Origin of the sequence: Acinetobacter sp. NCu2D-2, from assembly GCF_001647675.1 — a bacterium.
GTDB lineage: Bacteria > Pseudomonadota > Gammaproteobacteria > Pseudomonadales > Moraxellaceae > Acinetobacter.
The window spans coordinates 1,493,522-1,514,261 of sequence record NZ_CP015594.1; the positions used below are offsets into that span (position 1 = coordinate 1,493,522).

Below are 20,740 nucleotides of genomic sequence, written 5' to 3' on the forward strand. Positions count from 1 at the left end.
TTATAATTTATTCATCGCCTAAGATGCTTAAAATACCATCCAATTCATCTAATGAGCTATAACTAATCACAAGTTTTCCTTTACCTTGTTTGTTATAGTCAATTTTCACATCAGCACTAAAACGCTCAGAAAGACGTTGTGTTAATTGTTGAATATCAGGCGCAATGACCGTTTTGGGTTTTTCAGCTTTCGGTGCAGCATAGTCGCGAACAAGCTGCTCTGTTTGACGGACCGATAAACTTTTCTCAATGACATGCTCTGCCACTTTCAACTGATCTTTGGCTTTAAGTGTCAATATTGCACGTGCATGCCCCATATCTAAAAGACCTTGTTGCATAAAGTCTTTGACGGGTTCTGCAAGCGTTAATAAACGCAATAAGTTACTCACCGTTGTACGGGCTTTACCTACGGTGTCGGCAATTTCCTGATGACTTAAACCAAACTCTTCATGGAAGCGTTGTAATGCCATGGCCTGATCGATTGGATTTAAATCCTGACGTTGAATGTTTTCAATCAATGCCAATGCAATAGCAACTTGGTCTTGAAGCTCGCGCACAATGGCAGGAACTTGAGTCAAACCCGCAAGTTGAGCCGCACGCCAGCGTCGTTCACCCGCAATAATTTCATAAGGAAAGCGTTCATCATCAACTGGACGAATCACAATCGGCTGCATAATGCCGTGCTTTTCAATAGACGCAGCTAATTCTTGTAAATCTTGCTCATTGATATAACGACGCGGTTGATATTCACCACGTTTTAGCAAGTTAACATCAATTTGTTTTAGCTGGCCATGATCTAGACCTTGTGCTTCAAGTTGTAATTTTTCTTTTTGAATGGAGCCCAATAAGGCATCTAAACCACGACCTTTTGCGAGTCCACGTTTCTTCACGGTCATGCTTTACTTCCTTTTTTCACTTTGCTTTTTTTTAACATTTCAGCTGCTAAGTTTAAGTAAGCAACTGCACCCTTTGAACTTTTTTCAAAATAAATCACTGGTAAGCCATGCGCAGGCGCTTCCGCCAAACGAATGTTACGTGGAATCACCGTGTCGTATAGCTTTTTGCCAAAGTACTGTTGTAATTCTTCAGAGACATCACGTGTTAATGCATTACGCGCGTCATACATGGTACGTAGCACACCCACAATCTGTAAATCTGGATTAAGTGCTTGTTGAATACGGTCAATGGTTTGAGTCAAATCTGCTAAACCTTCAAGCGCATAATATTCGCATTGCATTGGAATAAGTACACCATCAACCGCTGCCAAAGCATTCACCGTAATCAAGCTTAAGCTCGGTGCGCAGTCAACAATAATATAGTCAAAAGCATTTTCAATTTCTTGCAATGCTTCACGCAGAATAAATTCGCGCCCCGGTTGCTCGGCAATGGCCAATTCAACTCCAGCTAAATCACGATTGGCACCAAGAACTTTATAGCCGACTTCAGCTTTTAAAATCGCTGTCTCAATCGGGACTTCACCCAGTAAAACATCCGTCACCGAATACAAAAGATCATTCTTTTGTATGCCAGATCCCATCGTGGCATTACCCTGCGAATCCATATCGACTAGTAATACGCGCTTTTTTAACACAGCTAATGATGCCGCCAAATTTACCGCGGTCGTAGTTTTACCGACGCCACCTTTTTGGTTGGCGATCGCAATAATTTGTGCCATGTTGACCCCAATTCCTTTGAAAAATCTTAAATTCGTTTTAATAAAAGTAAATGACGTTGTTCGTCTAAGCGCGGAACTTTAAGTTCAATAATGTCACAGCTAAATTCATTTTTGTGCGCTTCGACTTCATCATCAGGAATTAAGCCCTTCATTGATGCAATAATCGTATTGTCATGCATATACGGTTTAGACGCTGCAATAAAGTCAGTCAATGATGCAAATGCACGACTGGTAATCACGTCAAATTGACCCAGTTCATTGATACTGTCTTCATTTTCGACACGGGTTTGCACTGCAATCACATTTTGTAGTTTTAAATCAGCAATAAACTGCTTCAAGAAACGAATCTTTTTACCGTTTGAATCGAGAAGTACACATTGGCGCTCTGGCTGACATAATGCAATGATCATGCCCGGCATACCACCACCTGTACCGATATCAAGCAAGCGACCTTGTGGCAAATCCTTTAAAATACTCAAACTATCTAAAAGATGTTTCACCAGCATTTCTTTTGGATCACGGATCGCAGTTAAATTGTATGCCTTATTCCAAAGTACCAAAGCATCTTGATACTTCAATAATAAATTTAAAGCTTCATCACTGAGCTGCAAACCTAAGGCTTGGCTACCCTGCTTCAGTTCATTAAAAAAAGTATGCATAAACAATCAACGCTCGATTAAATTAGGTGGAAGTATACCGTTTTCTCTATATTGTCACAGTAGGGAGTGCTTAGTGAATATTCAGTTAAGCATACTTCCCAGCGCGAATTTCAGTGTCTAATACGCTTAAGCGCTCTGGCGTACCTACATCCACCCAAGCACCAAGCAGCTTAGATGCAGCAATTTTTTCATCTAGCATGGCTTGTTTAAGTAACGGTGCTAATGGACGCTTTCCTGCTTCTAAACCTGCAAACATTCTAGGGTGAATCACAGAGATACCACTAAACGTTAAGTCTTCACCTTCGATATTTTGCTCAAAGGTAAATGCCTGACCATTGGCAAGGGTAAAGTCACCATTTGGATGTTGTGTTGGATTATCGACTAAAACCAAATGCGCAAGATTTTCACCGAGTTTCACATCCAATAATGGTGCAAAATCCATGGTGGTCCACACATCACCATTGACCAAAATAAAAGGCTCATCACCCAATAATGGTAAGGCATTAATAATGCCACCTGCTGTTTCTAAGCCTTCACCTTCATGCGACCATAAAATTTTGATGCCAAACTGTGAACCATCACCGAGCGCTGTCGCGAGTTTTTCGCCCAACCACGCGGTATTAATCACAATTTCTTGAATACCAATGGCAGCAAGTTTTTCAATATGCCAAACAATTAAGGGCTTCTCGCCTACTTCAAGCAAAGGTTTTGGTGTATGCAAAGTTAGTGGACGCATACGATTGCCCAAGCCTGCAGCTAAAATCATCGCTTTCATTAAGCAACAACCTCATATGTACCATATTTTGCTTCAAACGCTGGCAGTACACGCACACGGATAAACTGCATGAAGGCATCGAGTTCAGTATAGCCTTGAGTCTCTTCAAGCAAATACCACATCACACGTGGAAGATCTTTTAAGTAGCCTGATTTACCGTCACGTTCAAACAGACGCACAAAAATACCTAAAATTTTGATATGACGTTGAATCGCCATCATATCGGCATCTTTTTTAAATTGGTCAAGATCACGATCTACTTTCGTTGATGCAGGAAGTAAGTTATAGAAGGTTTCAAACCATCTATAAACACGGTCAGCATTCCATTGCACGTAGGCATCACGGGTAATCGAAATCAAGTCATACGTATCTGCACCAATCACAGCATCCTGAAAATCAATCACGCCAAGTTCAGTGTCATCACCTACTTTCATTAAGTTACGGCTATGGAAGTCACGATGCACAATGACTTGCGGCTGAGCAAGTGCGGTATTGGCTAAAATGGCAAATGTACGCTTAATCAATGCTGCTTCATCTTCTGTTGGAACAATCTTTAACGCAGGTAACATCCAATCTGTTAAAAGCTCCATTTCCGAAATTAATTTTTCGTAGCTATAGGCTGGAAAATGTTCTTCACCTGAAATAGATTGCAACTGAATCAATTGTTTAAAACTTTGCTCATAATAGGCATCGACCGTGTCATCATTTAATAAAGTAGATAACAGCACATCACCAAAATCTTCGAGCAATAAAAAGCCATTTTCTAAATCTTTAGCCACAATTTCAGGCACACGCACACCGTGCTGATGAAAAAACTCATCAATCGTCACAAAAGGCACACAATCTTCTTTTTCTGGAGGTGCATCCATGAGCATAAATGTTTTATTATTCAGTTTGATTCGTGCATAACGACGGAAACTCGCATCGCCTGCTAAGAAAGAAATTTCAAATTGATCTGACTCAAGTACAGATGCAACCCATGTTTGTATCAATTGTTCACGTTGTGTATTCATTTGCAATAAATTCTAATACAGGCTTAGTTTTTAAAGGTGTAAGTGTAGCTACTTATCAACTTTTTCTCTATGATGCGACAATAATTAATTGCGATTAAGCATGATTGGTTAATGAGACAAAATGAAGCATCAGTTTAAATTTCATCCTTTAGCGACTGCAATCTTTACCCTACTCTGCGGTAGCTCGGTATCTGGCTATGCGGCTTCTGACCAATCATCAAATGCCAATGCAGAAAATATAAAAAATAGTATTAATGAGACCTATCCAGGCGAACAATTCTTTTCACAGTATTATGTCGATAAATCTGCGCCTGAAGCACAGCAACGTCAGGATCAATATTTAAGTTCAGCTTTTTGCCAAGGTGCGTGGATTACACCAATTCCGCCAACCACTGAAACAATTGATCCGAATGAAGCTACTTCAACAGTTACAGCAGATTATGGTTTGTTTGACCCTAAAGGCGATTCTTACCTCGAAGGTAATGTCATTTTAGAGCAGCCTGGTCGTCAAATCCGTGCAGATAAAATTACTATCGATCAAACTCAGACTTACGCCAAAGCCGAAGGTCGTGTGCAACTCGCTCAAGGCGGTTTAATTTCTCAAAGTGATGATATTAACTATAATTTAAAGACCCAAGAAGGCGATCTTTCAAATAGCTTCTTTATTGCAGAACAACAACATGCGCATGGTCGCGCTGAGAAAATTATTAAGTCTGCAAACAATACAATTAATTTGCAAAAAGCGACCTATACCACCTGTCCGCCTGAACAAAAACCAGGTTGGAAAATTCAGGCAGATGAAATCAAGCTGAATCAAGATACAGGTCGTGGTGAAACACGTAACACTAAACTTTATGTAAAAGATGTGCCTGTTCTTGCAGTTCCGTATTTCAATTTTCCTATTGATGATCGACGCACTACAGGTGTCTTGACGCCAAGTTTTGGTTTTACCAATGATGGTGGTGTTGAACTCGGTGTACCAGTTTATCTTAATCTTGCACCTAATTATGATGCCACCATTACACCGCGTTATTTAGCGGATCGTGGCTTAATGCTGGAAGGTGAATTTCGTTATTTAACCAACTTTGGTGCTGGTATTGTTTCAGGCGGATATTTAGCTTCTGACAAAGACTACAATGATGAAGATCGTAAGAGCTTACGTTATTTACATAACTGGCAAATCAATGACCAATTCTCGACCAATTTAGAATACAACTACGCCTCAGATAAAGATTACTTTGTTGATTTAGACAATAATCCAAACTCCAAGACTGACCTTAACTTACGCCGTGCATGGGAACTCAATTATAAAAATGGGATTCCAGGTTTAAAAGCGCAATTAAGAGTTGAAGACTTCCAAACACTTGACCCAACTGTATCGGTTGAAAAGCGTCCTTATGCACGTTTGCCACAATTTTTACTAAACTACAAAGTCGGTAACCCGCTCGGCTTCCAGTACGAATTTAATAACGATACGGCTTACTTCAAAAAAGATATCGATGCGCTGAATTTACAACCAGGTTCTACTTATGAACCAAGCGGTACCCGTATTTATAATGATTTCAGTGTGCGTTATAACCACCGCACACCATGGTCGTTCTTTATTCCTGAAGCAACACTGCGTAATGTAAACACTTTCTATGATCAGGATACGATTGACAATACCAGCAATGAAAATCGCTCTATTGTCGTGCCTGAGTTTACTTTAGACATGGGTTTAAACTTTGAAAAACAAGGTCATTTCTTACAAACTCTGACCCCTCGTCTATTCTATGCGTACTCAAGTTATAAAGACCAAAGTATGCAGCCAAACTTTGATTCAGCAACTGCATCTATTAATTATGACCAGCTATTTAGTCCGCGCCGTTTCTATGGCCATGACCGTCTTGAAGACAATAATTTTGCTTCTCTCGGTTTAAGCTATAGTTTATTTGATGACATTGGGCTAGAACGTTTACGTGCCAGCATTGGTCAAAGTTATTATTTCTCAGATCGACGCGTTACCCTAAATAGTGATGCAGATCAGTTCGACCGCGAAACAAAGACTGGTCCTGTGATTCAGGTATCAAGTCAAATCTCAAATAACGTTAATATTAATTTAAATTCGGCATGGACATCACGTGGCAATAATGCACAACGTGATATACAAGTGTATTACACGGGTGATCAAGGCAATCTTTATAACGTTGGTTACTTCTACCGCAAAGATATTCCAAACCGCCAAGATCGTTATGACCATATCGTCGGTTCATTCATTCAACCAATTTATAATAACTGGCGTTTGATTGGTCATGCACAATATGATTTAGACAACAGCATCGCACGTGAATACTTACTCGGTGTGAACTATGAATCATGCTGTTGGGGTGTGTCGGTTTACGGACGCTCTTATTATAATGATTTAGATGATGTAAATTCACCAGACGTTAAACCTAAACGTGCCATTATGGCAGAGGTCAGCTTAAAAGGTCTGGGTGGCTTCAACAATAAATTGACATCATTACTAGAAAATCGCATCTTAGGCTTTAATAATATTAATCAAACTTGGACTGAACGTTAATGAAGACAATGCAGTTAAAACAATTTTTCAAAGTGACCGCACTTGCGCTGTGCCTTTCTACAGCTTTACCAACTTTCGCTGCAGAAACCAAAGATGAAGTTGTAGCCGTTGTCGACAATAGCGTTATTTTGCGTAGTGACTTAACGCAAAGTATTGCAGAAATTACACATCAATTCGAAAAATCAAATAAACAGCTTCCACCTCAACAATATATTGAGCAACAAGCCTTAGAACAACTGATTATTCGTGAAGCACAACTTGAGCAAGTAAAACGCTATAACATCCGCCCTGATGAAAATGCCTTAAACGAAGCAGTACTCAAAGTTGCTAAGGATTCAGGTTCAAACTCTTTAGAAGCCTTCCAACAAAAGCTTGATAAAATTGCGCCAAATACTTATGCAGGCTTACGTGCACGTATTGCTGAAGATTTAGCGATTAATCGTTTGCGTCAGCAAGTTGTTACCTCTCGGATTAAAATCAGTGATCAAGACGTTAAGAACTTTTTAAATACCCCTCAAGGTCAAGCGCTTGTAGGTAATCAAGTTCACGTTTTACATATACGCGTTGCTGGTGAAAATGCCAATCAAGTTGCCAATCAAGTCAAAACTGAACTTTCAAATAGCAATGACATTCAAGCCATTAGTAAGAAATACAGTGTAAATGGCGTTCAAGTCGATGCAGCAGACATGGGCACTCGTAGCCTATCTGATGTTCCAGCAGAGCTTGCGGCACGTATTACTACATTACAAGAAGGTCAGACTTCTGAACTGATCGAATCACGTGATGGCGTGCATATACTCAAACTTTTAGAACGTAAGAGCACTCAGAAAAAAGCCATCGTGCCGCAATATCAAACTCGTCATATCTTGATTCAGCCTTCTGAAGTGATTTCTCAAGACAATGCTAAGCAGATGATTAACAGCTTGCATACCCGTCTTAAAAATGGTGAAGACTTTGCAGTTTTAGCTGCGACCTTCTCTAATGATCCAGGTTCAGCACGTGATAGTGGTAGCTTAGGTTGGGTAAGTCCAGGTGTAATGGTACCTGAGTTTGAAGCAGTGATGAAAAGCACACCGAAAGGACAAATCAGTGAGCCATTCCAAACACAATTTGGCTGGCACATCCTTCAAGTCACTGATACCCGTGATCAAGATATGACAGCTGAATATCAAGAACGTATGGCACGTCAGTTACTAGGTGAACGTCAGTTTGATGCAGAGTTAGATAGCTGGTTACGTGAAACACGTAATAATGCTTTTGTGGAAATCAAAGACCCACAACTGGATCGCAAACAAAATAAATCCTAATACCATAAAAGAAACCAGCCTTGCGCTGGTTTCTTTTTAAAACATAATAGATATAAAAAAACCTCTCAAATGAGAGGTTTTTTTATTGTCGATTCAATTAACGATTGTTTTCGTCTTCTGAAGAATCTTCAAATTTTGCGTCGCCATCAAAGCCAGCACCTTGACCACCGAAGCCGCCTTGTGCACCGAAGCCACCTTGACCACCGAAGCCACCTTGACCACCGAAGCCACCTTGACCACCGAAGCCACCTTGACCACCGAAGCCACCTTGACCACCGAAGCCACCTTGACCACCGAAGCCAGCAGGTTGACCGCCAAAACCAGGTTGACCGCCAAAGCCAGCAGGTTGACCGCCGAAGCCAGCACCTTGAGGACCAGCAGGCGCACCAGCAGGACGTGGGTTACGTGCAGGAACAACTGTAGAAATCGCGTGTTTGTAAACCATTTGGCTTACTGTATTTTTTAATAAAACAACGTATTGGTCGAAAGATTCAATGTGACCTTGTAATTTAATACCGTTAACGAGGAAGATAGAAACAGGAATACGTTCCTTACGAAGAGAATTCAAGAACGGATCTTGTAAAGTTTGACCTTTAGACATGTTATAACTCCAAAAAATTTAAAAAATCAGCGCAAAAACTATCTTTATTTTTCAATTAAAATTTATAAAAAAGATAGTCCCTAAATTTTGCTTTATCCGTGACAGTTTCGCAAGTCTTCTTGAGCCTGCTGAGTGGTTAAATATGTAGTAAATTTATGCTTTTCTTGCAAAGATCTTAACCACGTATATTGACGTTTTGCAAGTTGTCGTGTTGCAAAGAGTGCCTTGTCCTCCATTTCACGTTGCTTTTCACTACTTCCGTCACTATTTTTTAGAAAATCTATCGCTTGGCGATAACCAACTGAACGCATGGAAGGTAAATTTTCATCAAAATCGTATTTTTTCATTAAAGATTTTACTTCATCCAAAAATCCGATTTTCCACATAATTTCCAGTCGTTTTTCGATGCGCTTATGCAATTCTACACGATCAGGCATCAGTGCATAATTATGAAAACTGTAACGATATGGTAAATTTTTAGGTTGTTCTGCTTGCAGCTTGCTAATCGGTTGACCTGTGACTTTAAATACTTCTAAAGCACGTATAATGCGTTGCTTATCGCTGACTTTAAACTTAGCCCCTGCAACTGGATCGACCTTACATAATTCAGCGTATACCGCTTCCCATCCTTCCTGCTCGCCTTTGGCTTCAATTTCAGCTCGGATGGCATAATCTGCATTCGGTAAATTATCTGCCAACCCTTCTAATAAAGCTTTGAAATACAGCATGGTTCCACCGACTAAAATCGGGGTTTTACCACGTGCATGGATATCATCAATTAAACGTGTCGCATCATCAACAAAATTAGCCGCTGAATACACTTCTAGCGGACTGATAATATCAATCAAATGATGCGGATATTGGATAAGTTCTTCTTTGCTTGGCTTCGCAGTACCAATATCCATTTCACGATAAACCAGGGCAGAATCGACTGAAATCAGTTCAAAATTTCCTTGCTCATAAAGCTCACATGCCAAAGCGGTTTTACCACTTGCAGTAGGTCCCATTAAATTGATGACCGGCAATTGATTTGACATGTACAACTACTCTCCTCGAGCAAAAAGTTTATCTAATTGTGACAATGGAAATGCACGCCAGGTTGGACGTCCATGGTTACATTGGCTGGCAAATTCGGTTTGTTCCATTTGACGCAATAATGCATTCATCTCGGACAGACTCAGCATACGGTGTGCACGTACAGCACCATGACATGCCATTCCAGCAAGGATTTGGTCACGCTTTTGTAGCAATGCTTGTGCTTGATCGTTTGGATCTAAATCATCGAGCAATTCAGGTACTAATTTTTCTAAATCTGCCTTATGTAAAATGGCAGGAACACCACGGACAATCACTTGATCATCGCCATATTGGTCGATTTCAAGCCCTAGTCGTGCCAACTGTTCTTTTAAATCATCCACCCGTGTTGCTTGCATACGGCTGATATTAATAACTTTTGGAATCAGCAACTGCTGTGATATCCAAAAATCAGGCTTATCCCAAGCATTTTTCATTTGTTGTAATAAAATCCGCTCATGGGCTGCATGCATATCAACTATGATTAAACCTTCAGTATTTTGCGCAAGAATATAAATCCCGTGTAGCTGCGCAATGGCAATACCCAAAGGGTGTTCATCTACTTTAGCGTTGAGGTGCGCTTGGAAAGACTGTTCAGGTGTTTGTATAGGCTCAGGCTGACGCAGTGGTGCAAGATAGCTCTGTAGAGCACTATTTAGTTGCTGTGAGCCAGCTTGCGTGTAATCCTTCGCGTATTGCACAGTTTGTGGACGTGCACTTTCGAAATCTGTCAGCACATCAATATATTCATCCACCTTAGGTGCAAGATGAGATGCTGTATTTGAGACAGGTGTTGCCGCTTGATGTAAGTTAAATTGCTCTTGATAGCGCGGCTGAACAATCACAGGCTCATTCACATCTGTTTTCATTGCTTCCGCAAGATCTGCTGAAGCAGTTTGAAATTGCGACAACGTTTCTTTTGCGAAATGTCTGACAAATTCGTGGACTTCACGCTGATTTAAAAAACGAATCTCATGTTTAGTCGGATGCACATTAACATCGACATTTTCAGGATCGACTTCCAAAAACAATAAATAGGCAGGATGTTGATGCCCATGCAAAATCCCATCATAAGCCATGCGTAATGCATGTGAGATGGTTTTATCCTTAACAATACGACCATTCACATACACATATTGTAAATCGGCTTGTGATCGAGCATCCGAAGGATGTCCAAGCCAACCTGACAGTCGCATGCTGATACTGTCTGCATCAATCCAATAGGCATTTTCAGTAAACTGGCGACCTAATAATTGTTGTACACGTTGAAAACGTAGCGCACCACTATCGGCAACAGGTAAATTTAATTTGATCGATTCATTGTGTTCAAGAACGAAACGAATATCAAAATGCGTCAAAGCTAAACGGCGAACAATTTCTTCAATATGACCAAACTCAGTGCCCGGCTTTTTAAGGAATTTACGTCGTGCTGGAACATTGAAAAACAAATCCTGCACACGAATGGTTGTCCCTTTTGCAGCCGCGACTGCCTGAATTTCTTGATGATCAAATGCGGTACCATTAACTTCAACTTGATATCCGACACCTTCATCATCTTGTGAACTTGATATTGTTAACCGTGATACCGCTGCAATCGACGCCAATGCTTCACCGCGGAAACCCAAACTGGTAATCGCGTGTAATTCTTCTGCAGTTTGAATCTTGCTGGTCGCATGACGCATGACTGCTAAAGATAAATCTTCGGGATGGATTCCGCGACCATTGTCAATAATTTCAATTAAGGTACTACCGCCTTGCTCAATACGAATAATCAGCTCAGTGGCGCCCGCATCAATTGAATTTTCAAGTAATTCTTTCACTACAGATGCAGGGCGTTCAATCACCTCACCCGCAGCAATTTGGTTTGCAAGTGCAGGATCAAGTGAACGAATACGGCGTACGCTTAAATCATTAACCATGAGGGTAATGTGACTCCAAAGCCTGTTTTAATATTTCATTATTTGATGTTAATGTCGCTGTACGAGTTAGCTCATCTTCTGATTTTAGAATTTCAATAATCAGATCAGCTTGTGGAATTTCTTCACCGCCTTTTGATGGCCATTCAAACAAAAATAAAGCATTTGGTGTTTCAAGATAGTCACGAATACCCATCAGTTCGAGTTCATACGGGTCGTTTAAACGGTATAAATCGAAATGGAAAATGTCCTGACCTTTAAGATTATAAGGTTCTACAATGGTATAGGTTGGGCTTTTTACCGCACCTTGATGTCCCAAATTTTGCAGGTAATAACGCGTAAGTGTAGTTTTGCCTGCACCTAAATCACCAATCAAATAGACCACACCCGTGTTAAAACTTTGCGCCAGTACTTGGGCTAAAGCTTGGGTATCATCCTCATTGTTTAAAGTAATATTAAATGAATAAGACATATGACTCACGACGTGATGCAAAAGAACAATTATGATAGCATCGCAGCGCTTTAAAAGCCCATTCTGATCATTCAGAAAATGTATTTTTTCAGCACATCTGTTTAAGCTTTGAGTTTCAATTCATCATGACATCAACTTCCGATTTTATTCCCCCTATGCTCGATGGCGTTACCGCCAGTAAAGTTTTCTTAAAATCAGTTGATCCTTTACCACAAACCATTTTTGATTATTTGTGTGCTGAGTTTCCTCACATTTCACATACTGAATGGACATCACGTTTTGAACAAGGTTTAGTCTATGATGCATTGGGCAATAAGTTGAATCAATCAAGTTCGTACCAAGCCAATACGCATTGTTTTTACTATCGCTTTCTTGAACATGAAATACATGTGCCATTTGAACATCAGATTTTATTTGAAAATGAACATTTGCTCGTGGTTGATAAACCGCACTTTCTAACAATGTCACCTACCGGTCAATATGTTCAAGAAACACTTTTAGTACGTTTGAAAAAACAGATGGGTAACCCTGATCTAACCCCCATTCATCGCTTAGATCGTGAAACAGCAGGAATTGTGCTTTTCTCAAAAACACTTGAGTCACGTGGTGCATATCAACAAATGTTTGCCAATAGGCATGTACAGAAGACGTATCATGCAATTGCAGCTTTCAAGCCTGAGCTTAAACTCCCCTTTACTACACGTTTAAGAATGGAAAAAGGCCATCCTTTTTACACCATGCAAGTGATCTCGGGCGAACCAAATAGTGAAACACTAATTAGCTTGCTTGAGCATAAAGATTCGCGTGCAAAGTATGTACTACAACCTCATACAGGTAAGCAGCATCAGCTCCGCGTGCATTTAAATTATTTGGGTATTCCCATCGAAAATGATCCATTTTATCCAGTAGTCGCGCATAAAGCAGATGATGATTTTTCTGCACCTTTACAATTACTCGCTAAAGAAATCGAGTTTATCGACCCGATGACACAACAACCGATGCATTTTGTGTCGGAATTTGAATTGACACTGTAATGGGCTTGTCATTACGCTTTATTTTTGTATTTCCATCTCTTATGCATTGAATTCTAATCACAATAGATTAGAATAAATGCGAAAAGTTAAGTAATTTAAAGCTTTGAAAATATTATGAGAAAAACTGAAGTCTATCAAATTCGCCTGGATTCCCAAGAAAAGAAACAGGCATTTGCAGTATTTAAGCAATTGGGGATCACACCAGCACAAGCGGTGCGACTGTTCTTTAAGCAAGTGGTTTTGACTAAATCAATCCCCTTCTCGATTGAAAATCAAAATATCAACTTAGAGCAATTGATTAAACTGCGTAAGTTAAAGCAAAACGAAGTGAAACATGCCAATTCGTTGGGGCTAGTCGCTAATCAATCTGAACAAGCAGATTTAGACTTGCAAACTGAAGATGATGATTTTGATTTGTTTGAAGAACTAAATGCCATTCTAGGTGAAAGTGATAAAACCTAATCCTGTAGCATTTTCAAACAATTTCTCACGCAATTGCACAGCTAACTTAGTTATGCTTCATGCTAAAACCATAAAAACAATGCATGGAGTATTCAATGATCGTCCGACAGGCTCAAGCTGAAGACCTCGAAAAACTCACTATTCTTTTTGATGAGTATCGTCAGTTTTATGGTGCTTCATCCAATCTCACCTTATCTGGTGATTTCTTAGAACAACGTTTTAAGGATGGTCAAACAGTCATTTTTATTAATACTAAAGATGATGCATTTACAGGTTTTATCCTCCTGTATTTAGGTTTTTCTTCGGTTGCATGTTCCACTTATTTTATATTGGATGATGTGTATGTCACACCCGCATTTAGACGCCAAGGTGCGGCACGTCAACTGATTAATACCGCAATCTTATACGCAAAAAGTCAAAATGGTTTACGTATTAGCCTCGAAACACAGAAGAATAATTTCCAATCCCACGAGCTATACGAGTCCATGGGATTTATGAAAGACAACGAATTTCAGACTTATCACTGTTTCTTAAAATAATTGAGATGATCAAGCATCAGTTGAACGGAACTTAGCTTGCGTAATTTGTGCTTCATTTAAGAAGATCCATTCACCTTCAGCTAAATCATTCAGTTGTAATGTACCAATCTGAGCACGATGCAAACGCTCTACTTTGTTGCCCACTGCAGCAAGCATGCGTTTCACTTGATGATATACACCCTGATGAATCGTCATGTGCAAGGTGTGCGTATCTAATCGCTGCACATCCGTTGCAGCAAATACACCATCTTCATTACGTAGTTCTACACCCTTCGTGAGTTGTTGTATTTGTTCATCTGTCACCGCATCCGCAAGATCCATCTGATACACTTTCGCTACATGTTTTTTCGGGTGCGTCAATGCTTGTAAAAACTGTCCATCGTCAGTTAAAAGCAAAAGCCCAGTGGTATCTTGATCAAGCCGCCCCACACACTGAATATTGCGATTCAACAAAACATCATCAAATAAATCAAACACACTAAAATGATGTGTCGCTTGATGTGAACATTCATAACCTTGCGGTTTATTTAAGGCAATGTAGACTTTTTCTCGATACTGATATCGATGACCATGTACGGTATATTCCAAACCATTTAAATCCAGTTTAGTTTTTGGATTATCCATGATTTCACCGTGAATAGTGACCAAGCCATTTTTAATCAGTTGCTGACAATGTTTGCGTGATCCAAACCCCTGTGATTGCAACATTTTCTCCAGTAGCATCGCGCAAAGCCTTTCCATATAAATAATTGGCACATTTTATACTGAAAGCTCAATATTCTTCAGCCTTTATCTCATTAGAGCTTGGCGCAAAAACAGACTACAATGCAGATAAATTCTTTCTGTTTTGATTTACATGTCCCAACTTGATCTGAATCTCCTCGTTTTATTAATTTTATTGGCCTGTGGCATCTTCAGTCACAATACCGCTGTCACAATCGCAGCTGCAGTGCTGATTGTTTTAAAAATTACGCCGCTCAGTCAGTTTATGCCCTATGTGCAAGCGCATGGCTTAAATATCGGGATTATCATTTTGACGATTGGCGTATTAAGTCCGATTGCAAGCGGTAAGATTTCGGGTGAAAGCATTTTAAAATCATTCCTGAGCTGGAAGTCTTTGTTGGCAGTTGCAATTGGTGTTTTTGTCGCTTGGCTTGGCGGTCGTGGTGTCAAATTAATGGGAAGTCAGCCCAATATCGTTGCGGGGCTACTGCTTGGAACCGTTGCCGGTGTGGCATTACTTCGTGGAGTACCTGTTGGACCATTGATTGCAGCAGGGCTATTATCCCTGTTGATTGGCACGAAATAAATGAACTAACCCTTTAATGAATATCACTAAAGGGTTCTTTTATACGCATCTAGCTCGATAACACTGCGTCCTTGATTTGTTTTTTTGACACCCATCGATAGAGCAAAACGCAGAGTAGAATTCCAAAGGCTGAAAACAGCGCCATAATTGCACTCGCAAATGCCCACGAAGCCGTTTGTGTTACGACAAAAGCAACCAAAGGTGGCATCATAAATTGAGAAATGGCTGATAACTGTAAAATCAGTCCAACTGTTGTACTAATTGCCATTGGATTTGGAGCATGTTCAAGTGCTTGTGTAAATACACATGCCGCGATAAAACCACCCACCAATGAAAATAAAAATGCAATCACGAATTGAATTAAGTAATGCAGCTCTGTCGTAAAGGAATAAAAAATGCTGGTACATAAAGCCAGTACGATAAAACTTTGTATAAAGATTTTTTTAGCTGAGATCCCACGCTGTAACATCAAGCCACAAATAAATGTTCCAATCGCATTAGTAACAGATACAGTAGCTGTCATGACACCTGCCAAAGTCGGCGAAATCTGATTATTCGCATAAATCGTAGGCAAAAAACCGACTAGCGCGAGCCATTGACCCGAGTAACTAAAGAAAATGAGCGCCAGACACCATGCAGGCGGATGTTTAATGGTCTGTAGAATTAAATGTTTTACTTTTACAGAAGATGGGTGTTTGTCAGGTGCGGGAATATATAAAGCCAAGCCAGCCAACACAATCAAGGTGCAAAAAGCATAGCCAAACCACACCGCAGACCAACTCAGCTGCTCAATAAGAAATGGCGCGGAAATCAAGGCAATGCCCATACCACCGCCCATATAGGCTGTCCAAAGTCCCATTTTTGCAGACAAACTTGTAGTTGGGACTAAATGTCGAATTAAAGCAGGTCCTGACAGCGTAATAAGTAAGAAACCAATGCCTTCAATCACGCGTGTAGCAAACAACGCAATAACAGATTGTGTCAGTCCCGCAATAATACTCCCAAGACTAAGTAAAGAAAGTCCAAGCAAAATACAATTTTTTAAACCGATTTTATCGTTATTACTGCCAATTAAGAGTGCAAAGAACATCCCACAACATTGGATACATGAGAGTAATAACCCCGACTGCACCAAAGACAAACCTAGTTCGGCTTGAAGTACAGGAATAGCGGCTGGAAGCTTCCCCACATGCATCGCTGCAGCAAAACCTGCTGCAATAATCCATAGATCTTTTGCTATCCATTGCACTTTCGGCATGATTCATCCCTCTCACACTAAAATTTTAGCGAGAATAGCAAAGATGAATCCTACTGCCTATACATTGAAAGTCGAATAAAAATATCAATATGTGATAATTTCATAGAAATACAAAAATCTTCATACCTTAGTATGAATTGACAAAAATATGATGTTGTTCTATTCGACAAATAATAAGGCTAAACGCACTTGATCATAGCCCATACGCGGAGAAGTTAATTCCACGATTGGACGTAACTTGATAGACCCATCATCATTGAAATGTTCTGCATTTTGGCGTTTAGTTAAACGTTTATAAATTTTTCTCACTTGCTCAACAACTTCATCACCCGGATGTGCAACAGAAATATCCAAACCTTGTTCTTTATGCAAACGTCCTAGATGATTGATAATTGTTGCTGGGGTTAAGCCACGTTCTGTCGCAATATCTGAGATCTCATAACCTTCTTCAAATAACTCGCGCGTTTCATCTAAGGTTGCTGATGCATAGTTTTGCTTTGTCGCATTTCGTGCAATTTTCTTTTCATTGCGCTCAATTTCGACTTCATTTAGCGTACCGCCACAGTGACGGATAAAGGCTTTATGCTGTGGAGTTAGATCAATATTATCAAAGTGGTCTTCTGCTTCATTGGAAAGCTCCTGAAAACGGCGATCTGCTTTAATAGCTAGACTGTCTAATTCCAAAGCTTGATCATTAAAACCTTTCAAACGTAAACCATCTAAAGTTTTTAAACGCGATAACGCCACATAACCCTGACCATTTTCAAAGGTATGACTTAAATCAATTTCTGCCGCCTCTAAGGTCATACCTTGTGATTTATGAATAGTAATCGCCCATGCAAGACGAAGCGGGATTTGTTGGAAGCTGGCAATGGTTTTACCTGCATCATTATCGACTGACCAAGTCTCGGGTTCAACCAGTAAAGTTGTTCCATCGGTGAGTTTCACTTTCGGCAATACACCATATTCATCATCCTCTTCAAAACCTATCACTTCACCTAAGCTACCGTTGATATAACCCATATCAAAGTTATTTTTCACAAACATGACTTTAGCGTGTTTCTTTAAAGTGAGTGATTCAGGTGCACGTACAGAAGATTTTAAAGTTTCAATCAGTTTTTCATTCCCATCGCACTGGGCATCAAACTGACGAGGTTCATTATCAATTTCATTTAAATGACGATAGTTAATACTATCGACATCCATATTATGGGTATATAAACGCGTATAGGTTTCACCAATATCTTGATGACGTGTTCCCTGTAGCGCATTACGATGTTCAGGGGTAATGGCTTGAGCGCGAATCGCATTTAAAATATCGTTCAGGTAATCATTTCCTTGACGATGTTGCTCTGTTAGATAACACACTCGGAATTTGGCTTCCACCCATGCATCCGACATAAAGCAGAATTTATCGCGATTACGTTCGTCGTTTTTACCTACAGGCGGTAACTGGAAAAAATCCCCTGCCACAATCACTTGAATGCCACCAAAGGCTTCATCAGATTCTTTAAAATATTTAAGGACTTTATTGACTAAATTTAGCTGTTTGGCATGCAGCATGGAGATTTCATCAATAATTAAGACTTGGGCATTTTCTAAATGTTCTTTTAAGTATTTGCGCTCTTTCATGCGCTTGAGATCATCTTCAGACAAGGCATCTTTAATTCCGATCCCTGCCCATGTGTGAATCGTCATCCCATTCATATGGGTCGCTGCAATCCCTGTCGAAGCTGTGATCGCGACTGCCACTTTACGCGCTTTTAGATAATTGATGTATTGATTCAACGTATAGGTTTTACCAGCACCCGCAGAGCCTGTTAAAAAGACATTTTCCCCTGCTTTGAGTAACTTAAGCGCAGTTTCCTGTTTCATAGAACCAATACCGTAAAAGAACGGCTATAGCCTAACGATTTTTACCGCAAAAGTTAAGTCACCGCTGACTGACTTATTGGCAATTCCACGACAACTTATGACCAGTCTTGCTTAAATCATTGCCAACTCTACTGACTCAATTGCTGATTAAACCAATTCACAAAATGAATTGCGATATTGCAGTATTCCGCTTCGGCCTTTTGGTTATTCGGATATTCAAGTTGATCGAAGACCAAATGATGACTTCTTAAATAACAACCTAATAGCAAAGGTTCAGCCAAATCGCGGTGACTCATATGGAATACGGCGTACTCCCCTTCAATAATTCGCTGCGCGTAACTTGCGGCTAAGCAATTCCTGAAACGCTTAGAAGTTTCAATAATGTCATCAATGGTTTTAAGTTCTTCGAAGTTCCAATTGAAGTACTGCACAACAGGTGTATGACTCAAACTTTTCCAACGTGCGAGGGCAAACTCTTTTTTCAGTTTGGCAATAATTTCCTGTTTTTGAATCATGTCGTGCCATTCTACTGCTTGGTGGAACAGTCCATTCCACGTCAAACTTTTTGGCACATCTTTATGCGAAGAAAAATAATCAGCCAAATAATCCCGTACATAACTATCAAAGACAGATTCACGGACATTGCCTAACTGTAAATAAAAGACCTTTCTAAAATCTTCAAGCTGAATACGATAACGCTGTAAGACGGTAAAAAAATCGCGATTTTGCTGCTTCTGTGGTCGGATAAAATCGAGTAAATCTTCCGATAAATGCTCTGTCATTTTGTGTAGATGCTGCATATAAGCCTGCATAACACGGCTAAGCCCGATATAGACTTTCTTCAGAACCGCATCATCCATTTTGACTACATCACGGATTAAACACATCCATTCATCTAAATACAAAATAGAAGGACTAATGGCAACGCGATGATCATCAACCGCCTGACGTGTTCCTTTCAGCACCACCTGTTTATTATTTTCATGTTGGAACCAACCGTGCTGCATCGCCATATGATGCGCAGAATGAATAAATAAACGTGCAGATGCATATTGGAAATATTGCAAGGTGGACAAAATAATTTGTGGGTGAACATGATGCGTATCGACAAAACTCATTGCCGTTACAGCAACACGCACACTACTGTGCTGGATATTGGCACTCAGCCAATCTAAGACTTCAGGCGATTGTTTAAACACCCAATTCACGGCTCGCCTACAATCAAACAATGGCAGTTTTGCGACTTTCTTTTGCCAGAGTGTCGGACTGACTTCCAAAAAGTTTTTCTTGGCTAACAGGTTATCTTGTTTCCAGTAGTCTCGATTCATTAAACGAACAAAACCGAGCATATTGTTTCGTTCTAAAGCATGCTGAAATAATAAATTGACATCATCCTCATGCTCATTCAGCTCTTGCAAGTTGAAACGTTCTTCAAATGACAAACTCATAATGCGATAGATCTCAGGATTTAAAAACTCATCCGCACTAAAACAAAAGTCATCCAAACACTGCATGAGGCTTTGCACAGATAGAAAATCATCCTCAGCTAAATAATGCAGTGAGAAAATATCTTCTAATATTTCGATGATCGATTCTGGAATTGCCTCATCATGCATGACATGATTAATCATCAATGGTTTTTTATAAAATCCTGCTTTAATTAGCAGATGATCTAATATATCTGCTTGCACGTAAGACAGTTGCTCTAAAAAGGCCTGCACACGACGTTTGCCATTGACCCAGCGATACACTTCATCAATGATCATTTGTCTTAAATGCTGAGCTTTTTCACGCAGAAAAATAGAGTGCTGCGGCTTTTGGTCACCTGTTAGAAAATAAAGATCTTGTAAGAAAAATTCTTCTAGTTTTTCTGAATAACAACTCGGCTGTTTAACTTCAAATACCACCAAAGCCTGTTCGGCATGTTTGCGCATGGTACGCGGTGTATGAAACTGCAGCTCAAATAGACCATCTAGCAAAGACACAGCATGCTGTTCTTGCAGGATTTTAAACATATTTTGAGCCGTCAAGTTACCCACAATCGCCATTTGATCAACATAGATCGCATTTAAATTTTGAGAAATCCGTGTCATCTGTTTGGCGAGTCGTTGATACTGTTGTACTAAATGATCCTGTTCCATACACGTACCTTTTATAGCCTTTGGACTATTAAATCATATTCGGCAATTTCTACACAGAACAGTACTGGCAA

Annotated in this window: 19 protein-coding genes; 6 read left to right on the forward strand and 13 right to left on the reverse strand. The window is 39.9% G+C overall.

All coding sequences use genetic code 11. The features are described from left to right. Positions 1 to 7: 7 nt before the first annotated feature. From A3K93_RS07125 to A3K93_RS07145, 5 genes are all read right to left on the reverse strand, one after another. Complete coding sequence (locus tag A3K93_RS07125; protein WP_067730235.1) at positions 8 to 895, reverse strand: ParB/RepB/Spo0J family partition protein; 888 nt, start codon at positions 893 to 895, stop codon at positions 8 to 10. Then, positions 892 to 1,674: a ParA family protein gene (locus tag A3K93_RS07130; protein WP_067730236.1), complete on the reverse strand. Its 783-nt coding sequence runs from the start codon at positions 1,672 to 1,674 to the stop codon at positions 892 to 894. The genes A3K93_RS07125 and A3K93_RS07130 overlap by 4 nt, the downstream gene beginning before the upstream one ends. A 26-nt stretch (positions 1,675 to 1,700) precedes the next feature. Continuing rightward, a complete protein-coding gene (gene rsmG, locus A3K93_RS07135) occupies positions 1,701 to 2,333 on the reverse strand; it encodes a 16S rRNA (guanine(527)-N(7))-methyltransferase RsmG (RefSeq protein ID WP_067730237.1) in 633 nt (210 codons plus the stop codon). 85 nt (positions 2,334 to 2,418) lie between these two features. Beyond that, positions 2,419 to 3,108, reverse strand: coding sequence for an N-acetylmuramate alpha-1-phosphate uridylyltransferase MurU (gene murU / locus A3K93_RS07140; protein WP_067730238.1), 690 nt, complete (start codon positions 3,106 to 3,108; stop codon positions 2,419 to 2,421). Then, a complete protein-coding gene (locus A3K93_RS07145) occupies positions 3,108 to 4,121 on the reverse strand; it encodes an aminoglycoside phosphotransferase family protein (protein ID WP_067730239.1) in 1,014 nt (337 codons plus the stop codon). Before A3K93_RS07145 ends, murU begins: the two co-directional genes overlap by 1 nt. A 121-nt stretch (positions 4,122 to 4,242) precedes the next feature. Here A3K93_RS07145 and A3K93_RS07150 point away from each other — a divergent pair, with 121 nt between their 5' ends. Both A3K93_RS07150 and A3K93_RS07155 read left to right on the forward strand, forming a co-directional pair. Beyond that, a complete protein-coding gene (locus tag A3K93_RS07150) occupies positions 4,243 to 6,681 on the forward strand; it encodes an LPS-assembly protein LptD (protein ID WP_067730241.1) in 2,439 nt (812 codons plus the stop codon). Then, positions 6,681 to 7,988 (forward strand): peptidylprolyl isomerase, encoded by a 1,308-nt coding sequence (locus A3K93_RS07155; RefSeq protein ID WP_067730242.1) that lies wholly within the window; start codon positions 6,681 to 6,683, stop codon positions 7,986 to 7,988. Before A3K93_RS07150 ends, A3K93_RS07155 begins: the two co-directional genes overlap by 1 nt. 97 nt (positions 7,989 to 8,085) lie before the next feature. Here A3K93_RS07155 and hfq read toward each other — a convergent pair whose 3' ends face one another. From hfq to tsaE, 4 genes are all read right to left on the reverse strand, one after another. Beyond that, entirely contained in the window at positions 8,086 to 8,589 is a 504-nt protein-coding gene (hfq, locus tag A3K93_RS07160) for an RNA chaperone Hfq (protein WP_067730243.1), read from the reverse strand. A gap of 92 nt (positions 8,590 to 8,681) precedes the next feature. Beyond that, complete coding sequence (gene miaA, locus A3K93_RS07165) at positions 8,682 to 9,626, reverse strand: tRNA (adenosine(37)-N6)-dimethylallyltransferase MiaA (RefSeq protein ID WP_067730248.1); 945 nt, start codon at positions 9,624 to 9,626, stop codon at positions 8,682 to 8,684. A gap of 6 nt (positions 9,627 to 9,632) precedes the next feature. Continuing rightward, positions 9,633 to 11,582 (reverse strand): DNA mismatch repair endonuclease MutL, encoded by a 1,950-nt coding sequence (mutL, locus tag A3K93_RS07170; protein ID WP_067730251.1) that lies wholly within the window; start codon positions 11,580 to 11,582, stop codon positions 9,633 to 9,635. Continuing rightward, positions 11,575 to 12,051: a tRNA (adenosine(37)-N6)-threonylcarbamoyltransferase complex ATPase subunit type 1 TsaE gene (gene tsaE, locus A3K93_RS07175; RefSeq protein ID WP_067730252.1), complete on the reverse strand. Its 477-nt coding sequence runs from the start codon at positions 12,049 to 12,051 to the stop codon at positions 11,575 to 11,577. Before tsaE ends, mutL begins: the two co-directional genes overlap by 8 nt. Positions 12,052 to 12,176: 125 nt before the next feature. Between tsaE and A3K93_RS07180 the strand changes: the two genes are divergently transcribed. The 3 genes from A3K93_RS07180 to A3K93_RS07190 all read left to right on the forward strand — a co-directional run bounded on the left by A3K93_RS07180 (position 12,177) and on the right by A3K93_RS07190 (position 14,086). Then, a complete protein-coding gene (locus A3K93_RS07180) occupies positions 12,177 to 13,085 on the forward strand; it encodes an RluA family pseudouridine synthase (RefSeq protein ID WP_067730254.1) in 909 nt (302 codons plus the stop codon). 114 nt (positions 13,086 to 13,199) lie between these two features. After that, positions 13,200 to 13,547: a type II toxin-antitoxin system RelB/DinJ family antitoxin gene (locus tag A3K93_RS07185; protein WP_067730259.1), complete on the forward strand. Its 348-nt coding sequence runs from the start codon at positions 13,200 to 13,202 to the stop codon at positions 13,545 to 13,547. A gap of 95 nt (positions 13,548 to 13,642) precedes the next feature. After that, positions 13,643 to 14,086 (forward strand): GNAT family N-acetyltransferase, encoded by a 444-nt coding sequence (locus A3K93_RS07190; RefSeq protein ID WP_067730261.1) that lies wholly within the window; start codon positions 13,643 to 13,645, stop codon positions 14,084 to 14,086. Positions 14,087 to 14,095: 9 nt separating this feature from the next. On the opposite strand, the gene A3K93_RS07195 is transcribed toward A3K93_RS07190, so the two are convergent. Then, complete coding sequence (locus A3K93_RS07195; protein ID WP_067730265.1) at positions 14,096 to 14,809, reverse strand: pseudouridine synthase; 714 nt, start codon at positions 14,807 to 14,809, stop codon at positions 14,096 to 14,098. A 133-nt stretch (positions 14,810 to 14,942) separates the two neighbouring features. Here A3K93_RS07195 and A3K93_RS07200 point away from each other — a divergent pair, with 133 nt between their 5' ends. Continuing rightward, entirely contained in the window at positions 14,943 to 15,395 is a 453-nt protein-coding gene (locus A3K93_RS07200; RefSeq protein WP_067730273.1) for a DUF441 domain-containing protein, read from the forward strand. Positions 15,396 to 15,444: 49 nt separating this feature from the next. Here the strand turns inward: A3K93_RS07200 and A3K93_RS07205 are convergent, their stop codons facing one another. The 3 genes from A3K93_RS07205 to A3K93_RS07215 all read right to left on the reverse strand — a co-directional run bounded on the left by A3K93_RS07205 (position 15,445) and on the right by A3K93_RS07215 (position 20,669). Further along, positions 15,445 to 16,653 (reverse strand): MFS transporter, encoded by a 1,209-nt coding sequence (locus A3K93_RS07205; RefSeq protein ID WP_067730275.1) that lies wholly within the window; start codon positions 16,651 to 16,653, stop codon positions 15,445 to 15,447. A gap of 159 nt (positions 16,654 to 16,812) precedes the next feature. Next, the gene (locus tag A3K93_RS07210) at positions 16,813 to 18,528 is read right to left on the reverse strand and encodes an AAA family ATPase (RefSeq protein ID WP_067730277.1); all 1,716 of its coding nucleotides are present in this window, start codon (positions 18,526 to 18,528) and stop codon (positions 16,813 to 16,815) included. A gap of 128 nt (positions 18,529 to 18,656) precedes the next feature. Beyond that, positions 18,657 to 20,669, reverse strand: coding sequence for a PcfJ domain-containing protein (locus A3K93_RS07215; protein ID WP_067730279.1), 2,013 nt, complete (start codon positions 20,667 to 20,669; stop codon positions 18,657 to 18,659). Positions 20,670 to 20,740: the final 71 nt, after the last annotated feature.

Coding starts and splice junctions, on each gene's coding strand:
- A3K93_RS07125 (WP_067730235.1), bottom strand. CDS start 895: ATGACCGTGAAGAAACGTGGACTCGCAAAAGGTCGTGGTTTAGATGCC.
- A3K93_RS07130 (WP_067730236.1), bottom strand. CDS start 1,674: ATGGCACAAATTATTGCGATCGCCAACCAAAAAGGTGGCGTCGGTAAA.
- rsmG (WP_067730237.1), bottom strand. CDS start 2,333: ATGCATACTTTTTTTAATGAACTGAAGCAGGGTAGCCAAGCCTTAGGT.
- murU (WP_067730238.1), bottom strand. CDS start 3,108: ATGAAAGCGATGATTTTAGCTGCAGGCTTGGGCAATCGTATGCGTCCA.
- A3K93_RS07145 (WP_067730239.1), bottom strand. CDS start 4,121: ATGAATACACAACGTGAACAATTGATACAAACATGGGTTGCATCTGTA.
- A3K93_RS07150 (WP_067730241.1), top strand. CDS start 4,243: ATGAAGCATCAGTTTAAATTTCATCCTTTAGCGACTGCAATCTTTACC.
- A3K93_RS07155 (WP_067730242.1), top strand. CDS start 6,681: ATGAAGACAATGCAGTTAAAACAATTTTTCAAAGTGACCGCACTTGCG.
- hfq (WP_067730243.1), bottom strand. CDS start 8,589: ATGTCTAAAGGTCAAACTTTACAAGATCCGTTCTTGAATTCTCTTCGT.
- miaA (WP_067730248.1), bottom strand. CDS start 9,626: ATGTCAAATCAATTGCCGGTCATCAATTTAATGGGACCTACTGCAAGT.
- mutL (WP_067730251.1), bottom strand. CDS start 11,582: ATGGTTAATGATTTAAGCGTACGCCGTATTCGTTCACTTGATCCTGCA.
- tsaE (WP_067730252.1), bottom strand. CDS start 12,051: ATGTCTTATTCATTTAATATTACTTTAAACAATGAGGATGATACCCAA.
- A3K93_RS07180 (WP_067730254.1), top strand. CDS start 12,177: ATGACATCAACTTCCGATTTTATTCCCCCTATGCTCGATGGCGTTACC.
- A3K93_RS07185 (WP_067730259.1), top strand. CDS start 13,200: ATGAGAAAAACTGAAGTCTATCAAATTCGCCTGGATTCCCAAGAAAAG.
- A3K93_RS07190 (WP_067730261.1), top strand. CDS start 13,643: ATGATCGTCCGACAGGCTCAAGCTGAAGACCTCGAAAAACTCACTATT.
- A3K93_RS07195 (WP_067730265.1), bottom strand. CDS start 14,809: ATGCTACTGGAGAAAATGTTGCAATCACAGGGGTTTGGATCACGCAAA.
- A3K93_RS07200 (WP_067730273.1), top strand. CDS start 14,943: ATGTCCCAACTTGATCTGAATCTCCTCGTTTTATTAATTTTATTGGCC.
- A3K93_RS07205 (WP_067730275.1), bottom strand. CDS start 16,653: ATGCCGAAAGTGCAATGGATAGCAAAAGATCTATGGATTATTGCAGCA.
- A3K93_RS07210 (WP_067730277.1), bottom strand. CDS start 18,528: ATGAAACAGGAAACTGCGCTTAAGTTACTCAAAGCAGGGGAAAATGTC.
- A3K93_RS07215 (WP_067730279.1), bottom strand. CDS start 20,669: ATGGAACAGGATCATTTAGTACAACAGTATCAACGACTCGCCAAACAG.